The organism is Streptomyces sp. MS191 (genome assembly GCF_008042125.1).
GTDB lineage: Bacteria > Actinomycetota > Actinomycetes > Streptomycetales > Streptomycetaceae > Streptomyces.
Genome location: NZ_RDBI01000068.1, coordinates 1 through 5,907, shown reverse-complemented (window position 1 = coordinate 5,907; position 5,907 = coordinate 1). Strand labels below are relative to the sequence as shown.

Below are 5,907 nucleotides of genomic sequence, written 5' to 3'. Positions count from 1 at the left end.
CTTCGCGGGCGACCGCGCGGACCAGGCCGACGAGTTGCAGCGCGCCACGGAACTCGACCGGCTGGACCGGCGGATCTCCGAGATCCAGGGCCGGCTGAGCGAGGGAGCCGTCGCGGGTCCGCCCCGTACCGACGCGATCGGGGTGGGCAGCACGGCGACGGTACGGTTCGAGGACGGCACGGAGTCCACGGTCCAGATCGGCGAGGTGGCCGAGGCGCTGGACCGGACGCTTGTCACCGCCCACAGCCCGCTGGGCCGAGCGCTGCTCGGCCACCGCGCCGGTGACACCGTGTCCTACCGGACTCCCGAGGGGCCGGCTTCGGCGGTCGTGGTGTCGCTCGGCGGCGCGTCGGCGTAGGACCTTTCCGGACCCGGGAGCGTGGCGATTCCGCCCCCGGCCGGTCAGCCCGTCACGATCCCGGTGACGAGGTTGATCGTGGTGGCGAGAATGCTGGCCCCGAAGACGTACGACAGCAGGCAGTGTCGCAGGGCCACCGCCCGGATCCTCGGACTGGAGACGTCCGTGTCCGAGACCTGGTAGGTCATGCCGAGGTTGTAGCTGAAATAGAGGAAGTCGCTGTAGGCCGGCGGGCTCTGGGTGTTGAAGTCGATGCCCCCGTCGGACGTGAGGTAGTACAGGTGCGCGTAGCGGGTGGCGTACATCAGGTGCAGGGCCGCCCAGGCCATGAAGACACCGCCGAGCGCGGCCGCCGCGGCGGTGTGGCTGTCGCGCGAGCCGCTGGCCAGGAGCAGCATCACGATGCCGGCCAGACCGCACACCGCGGCGGCGACGACGGCGAGCTCCTCGACCAGCGGCCTGAAGTCCTCGCGCCGCGCGTTGCGATGGGTCTCGGCGGCGTCCATCGGCCAGAGCACGATCCAGCCCGTCACGACGAAGAAGGTCTCGGCGGCGAAGATCCCCGCCAGGATGCCGAGGGGCGTCTCGCGCCCCAGACCCACGAGGACGCCGACGACCAGTCCGAAGAGCGACGCGTTCACGAGTCGGGGAACCGCGGAGCGCGGAAGCCGGAGTTGCACGGACCCTCACAGTGGCGACGGAATCCGTCCCGCCGCGGGAGACGGCGGGACGGGCGGGACAGCGRGACGGCGGGGCGGGCGGCGCTCCGGAGGAACAGGAGGTCAGGACGACAGGACGACCACGGCCTCGTCCGTGTAGGTCAGGAACGTCAGCGTCTCCCGGAAGTACAGCTCGATCTCGTGCGCGTCGTGCGCCGTGTAGCCGATCGCCAGGTCCTGCCCCAGCCGGAGTTCGAAGTCGCCGCCGCGGGTGGACACCACGAACGCACCCCTGAGAGCCGGCGCCCAGATCGGGTCGCCGCCCAGGATCCGGCCCAGGTGGGCCGCGATGGGATAGCCGTGGTCGGAGGTCTCGCTGACCGCCGTGTACGCGTCGGCGCCGAGCAGGAGCGCGTACGGGCCGTCGACTCCGGCGAGCCGCAGCGCCGTCAGGGCGCCGCTGATCGCGTCGGGGTAGTCGCGCGGCTCGGGCGGCAGGCTCAGGACGGGGTTGGACGAGCGCTCGCGCAGTCCGTCGACGCCCGCCGCCGCGTACCCGTCGAAGATGGTCCGGTCCTCGGCGAACGCCATCGTGCGGGCCGCGTCCTTGACCGGCTGCCAGTCGGAGTCCTGGGCGCCGCGTTCGACGTCGTCCACGGCGGCCCTGCTCACCGTGAACGGCACCCTCAGTTCGACGACCGGCGCGGCCTCACGCAGCAGCGCCGTCACGCCGGGGGCGGGCGAGGTGATGTCCCGGACGTGCCCGGTGCCGACGGCCGCGAGCTCCGGCCCGGCCGGGTCGGGGACGTCGACGACGCGGCGGCCCGCGACGTGACGGCGGAAGGTGCGCCGGGCCTCCTCCTCGATCTCGGCCCAGGCCGCGGGCGGGATGGGCGCGAGTCCACGGTGCAGGTTGTTCGTCACGGCGGGGGTCGACATGGCGCTCAGGCTCCTTTCAGGCTGCCGATGCCCAGCGAACCGTCCCGCCCGGCCCGGACGGACGCCACGGCCGGCTCCGGTTCCGGTTCCGCCGGATCGCCGTCGGGCGCGGTGGGGGCGGGTGGCTCGGGCTGTGCGCCGGGCTCCGGCAGCGGGGGAAGCACGGRCGGCGTGGCGGATTCGGCCGAGGCCGGCGGGTCGGGGAGGTCGCCGAGGAGGTCGGCGCTGGGCACGAAGAAGAGGCCGCCGGTCACGGCCGTGGAGAAGTCGAGGATCCGGTCCGTCACGCCCGGCGGATCGCCGAGGAACATGTTCCTCAGCATCCGCTCCGTCACCTCGGGCGTCCGCGCGTAGCCGATGAAGTAGGTGCCGAACTCGCCGCTGCCGAGTGTCCCGAAGGGCATGTTCTCGCGCACGATCTGCTGCTCGGTCCCGTCCTCGTCGACGATCGTGTTGAGGGCGACGTGCGAGTCGGCGGGCTTGGTGTCGTCGGGGAGTTCGACGTTGGCGGCCTTGGTGCGTCCGATGACGTGTTCCTGCTCCTCGGTGGTGAGGTTCTGCCAGGCCGTCATGTCGTGGACGTACTTCTGCACGATCACGTAGCTGCCGCCCTCGAAGGCCGGGTCCTCGGCGCCGACGTGGGCGGCCCCGACGGCTCGGGAGCCCTCCGGGTTCTCGCTGCCGTCGACGAAGCCGAGCAGGTCGCGTTCCTCGAAGTAGCGGAAGCCGTGCACCTCGTCGACGACCGTCACCGCCGGACCGAGCCGCTCGATGACGAGGCGGGCCAGCTCGAAGCAGAGGTCCATGCGGCCGGCACGCAGATGGAGCAGGAGGTCTCCGGGGGTGGCCGGAGCCGTGTGGCGGGGCCCCCGCAGAGGCGTGAAGGACCGGAGCTCCCGCGGGCGCGGGCCGTCGAAGAGACGGTCCCATGCCTGGGCGCCGATGCCGACGACGCAGCTCAGGCCGTCCTCGGGGGCGCGGAACCCGACCGAGCGGGTCAGGCCCGCGAGGTCCTCGAGCACCCCCCGTACGGCGTCCTCGCCCTCCGGCGCCACGGTGGCGACGAGGAAGAGGGCCGCCCGGGCGGGCGGCAGGACGACGGGCTGCGTGGTGACCATACGGCTCCCGCGAAAGGCGCGAAGGCGACAGATGCATCGAAAAGGGCAGGGTCAGCGTATCCGCGGGCGGGCCGGTGCGCAGGCCCGGTGCCTCCCGCCGTGCGTCGGGAGGGACCGCGGAGCTCGCCGTCGCGGAGCGGCGCGCGCCACCGTTGCGCGTGCCGCGCCGTACGAGCGGTCCGTCAGGCCGCCGGATCGATGGTGACCTTGACGTGCTTCATGATCGGCTGGTCGCTCTGGGTGCTGTAGTCGCCGAGGGCGCACAGGACGTTCATCTCGGGCATGTATCCGGCCGCGCAGCCGCGGGGGATGTCGTAGGGGACGGCGAGGTAGCCGTCGAGGTGGCGCCGGCTGCCGTCCTTGGCGGTGCTCGTGATGTCGACGCGGCCGAGTTCGGTGATGCCTCTCTCGCGCATGTCGTCGCGGTTCATGAAGACGAGGGTGCGCAGGTTCTTGATGCCGCGGTAGCGGTCGTTGTCGGAGTAGATGGTGGTGTTCCACTGGTCGTGGGACCGCATGGTGCCCAGCGCCAGGGTCCCGGGGGCGGGGACGACGTCCGGCAGGGCGGCGGTGGAGAACTCGGCGCGCCCGGACGGGGTGAGGAAGACCAGTTCCCGAGCCGGCTGCTTGATGCGGAACCCGAGGGGCAGGCGGACACGGCGGTTGAAGTCCTCGAACCCGTCGAGCGCACGGGCCATCGTGTCGCGGATGCGGTCGTAGTCCTCGATGTACCACTCCCAGGGGGTCTCGCTGTCGGGCAGCGCCGCCCGCGCCATGCCGGCGACGATGGCCGGCTCGGACAGCAGGTGCGGGGAGGCGGCGCGCTTCATGCCGACGGACAGGTGCACCATGCTCATCGAGTCCTCGACGGACGTGCTCTGGACACCCTTGCGCTGGTGGTCCTTCTCCGTGCGGCCCAGGCAGGGCAGGATCAGTGCCTGCCGTCCGTGCACGACGTGGCTGCGGTTGAGCTTGGTGCTCACCTGGACGGTGAGGTCGCAGGTACGCAACGCCTCGTAGGTGTACGGGGTGTCGGGGGCCGCCAGGGCGAAGTTGCCGCCCATGCCGACGAACACCTTCACCTCGCCCGCGTGCATGGCCCGGATGGTGCGGACGGTGTCCAGACCGTGCTCGCGCGGCGGGTCGATCTTGCAGACCTCGGCCAGCCGGTCCAGGAACGCGTCGGTGGGCCGGTGGTCGATCCCGCAGGTGCGGTTGCCCTGGACGTTGCTGTGGCCGCGTACGGGCGAGGGCCCCGCACCCTCACGCCCCAGGTTGCCGCGCAGCAGCAGGAGGTTGACGATCTCGCGCACCGTGTCGACGCCGTGCTCGTGCTGGGTGAGGCCCAGGCACCAGCTGACGATGCTGCGGTCCGCCTCCCGGTAGACCCGGGCGGCCTTCAGGATGTCGGCAAGGGTGACGCCGGACTGGTGCTCGATCTCGTCCCACGGCGTGGCCTCGCACACGGCGCGGTACGCGTCGAAGCCGGTGGTGTGGCGCTCGACGAACTCCCGGTCCAGCGCCTTGGGGTCGGTCGTGGACTGCTCCAGGATCGCCTTGGCCATGCCGCGCACCAGCGCCATGTCGCCGCCGATGCGCGGCTGCAGGTTGAGGGTGCTGGTCCGGGTCGTCCTGAACAGCGCCATGTCCGTGAAGTCGTGCGGGACGATGGTGCGGGTGGCGGCCGCCTCGACCAGCGGGTTGACGTGCACGATCCGGGCGCCGCGGTCGTGCGCCTCGGCGAGGGCGGTGAGCATCCGGGGCGCGTTGGAGGCGGCGTTGACCCCGAGGATGAAGAGTGCGTCCGTCACCTCCCAGTCCTTGAGGTCGACGGTGCCCTTGCCGGTGCCGAGGGAGGCCTGCAGGGCGCGGCCGCTGGCCTCGTGGCACATGTTCGAGCAGTCCGGCAGGTTGTTGGTGCCCAGCTCGCGGGCCATCAACTGGTACAGGAACGTGGCTTCGTTACCGAGGCGTCCGGACGTGTAGAACGACGCCTGGTGCGGGGACCCCAGTTCGCGCAGGGCCCGGCCGACGACCTCGAAGGCGTCCTTCCAGCTGATGGGGACGTAGTGGTCCGTGTCGGGGTCGTAGACCATCGGCTCGGTCAGCCGGCCCTGGTTCTCCAGCTCGTAGTCGCTCCACCCCGACAGCTCGGCCACGGAGTGGGCGGCGAAGAACTCCCGCCCGACGCGCTTGCGCGTCATCTCCCAGGTGACGTGCTTGATCCCGTTCTCGCAGATGTCGAGGTGCAGGCCCTTGGTGTCGTCCGGCCAGGCGCAGCCCGGACAGTCGAAGCCCGTGTTCTCGTGGTTCATCCGCATGATGGCCCGGGGGCCGTCCACCAGCGCGCCCTCGCGCACCAGGAAGTTCGTCACGCTCTTGGCGGCGCCCCAGCCGGCGGCGGGATGGTGGTAGGGCCGGAACTCCGGTTCTTCCGTGGGTTCGGGCCCCACACTGTGCTCGACCTGTCGCCGTTCCTCGTCGGACGCGCTCAAGACTCTCACCTTCCGCTGCGCGGACTGGGCCGGAATGCGGCACTCCTGCCCAGGCTAGGTCGGTGGTCAGGCCGTCGCCATGCGACCGCGCCACGGACCGGCGCGCCCCCGCCCGTGCGTGGTTCCGGCGGCGGACCGACGCCGCACCGCGTACGCCCGTCCGGGGGACCCATCGGGATTCCAATGCCGGACATCGGATTCCCCATTGGATATCGATGACCGACCGGCCTACCGTCGATGACGTCGCCACGCCGGCGGTCTGTGGACGGAACGTCGGCGCGCGACGGCGCGGGCGACGCCGCGTCGAGCCGACCGAGCCCCTGGCGAGCACCCCGTCC

At 71.7% G+C, this 5,907-nt stretch carries 5 protein-coding genes; 1 reads left to right on the top strand and 4 read right to left on the bottom strand.

The window, feature by feature from the left end:
• Window positions 1–358 (top strand): GreA/GreB family elongation factor (locus EAO71_RS32305; protein WP_147981434.1); only part of this gene is annotated, 358 nt, incomplete at its 5' end.
• A 44-nt stretch (window positions 359–402) separates the two neighbouring features.
• Here EAO71_RS32305 and EAO71_RS32300 read toward each other — a convergent pair.
• The 4 genes from EAO71_RS32300 to EAO71_RS32285 all read right to left on the bottom strand — a co-directional run bounded on the left by EAO71_RS32300 (window position 403) and on the right by EAO71_RS32285 (window position 5,569).
• Window positions 403–999, bottom strand: a complete 597-nt coding sequence (locus tag EAO71_RS32300) for a DUF1345 domain-containing protein (protein ID WP_399752662.1) — start codon at window positions 997–999, stop codon at window positions 403–405.
• Window positions 1,000–1,140: 141 nt separating this feature from the next.
• A complete protein-coding gene (locus EAO71_RS32295) occupies window positions 1,141–1,956 on the bottom strand; it encodes a family 1 encapsulin nanocompartment shell protein (protein ID WP_147981378.1) in 816 nt (271 codons plus the stop codon).
• Between the two features lie 5 nt (window positions 1,957–1,961).
• Entirely contained in the window at window positions 1,962–3,074 is a 1,113-nt protein-coding gene (locus tag EAO71_RS32290; protein WP_147981377.1) for a Dyp-type peroxidase, read from the bottom strand.
• Window positions 3,075–3,256: 182 nt separating this feature from the next.
• Window positions 3,257–5,569, bottom strand: coding sequence for an FdhF/YdeP family oxidoreductase (locus tag EAO71_RS32285; RefSeq protein ID WP_147981376.1), 2,313 nt, complete (start codon window positions 5,567–5,569; stop codon window positions 3,257–3,259).
• Window positions 5,570–5,907: the final 338 nt, after the last annotated feature.